The following is a 326-nucleotide window of genomic DNA, read 5'->3' on the forward strand; positions in this document are numbered from 1 at the left end:
CCTGACATGTATACCTACACAGCACTTTTCGCAGCACAATTCCGGGGAAAAGGATCTTGTCGATGAATGAGGATGCGCCCACGCAGACCCTGCCCGCAGCAGGGCCGTTGCGAGCGCCGGAGTTGACCGGCGTCGGTGCCGGGATTATCGGGGCCGCCTTGGTGACTGCGGGGGTGTGGGGCCTGCACGTGCTGACTCCCGGTGGCGGTGCGGTGGGGTCGGTTGGCTGGGTTGTGCTGCTGTGCTTGGCGTTTACTGCCTTGGGCAAGGGCATCACCTTGCTGCGTCGTGCCTTGGCCCCGGTCACCGCCGCAGCCTTGGGGCGG

At 65.6% G+C, this 326-nt stretch carries 1 pseudogene; it reads left to right on the forward strand.

From position 1 onward, the window contains the following. Positions 1-62: 62 nt before the first annotated feature. Positions 63-326, forward strand: a pseudogene (locus AOT83_RS00010) (hypothetical protein); the annotation flags it as partial.

The organism is Mycobacteroides sp. H001 (assembly GCF_001440005.1).
Lineage (GTDB): Bacteria > Actinomycetota > Actinomycetes > Mycobacteriales > Mycobacteriaceae > Mycobacterium > Mycobacterium gwanakae.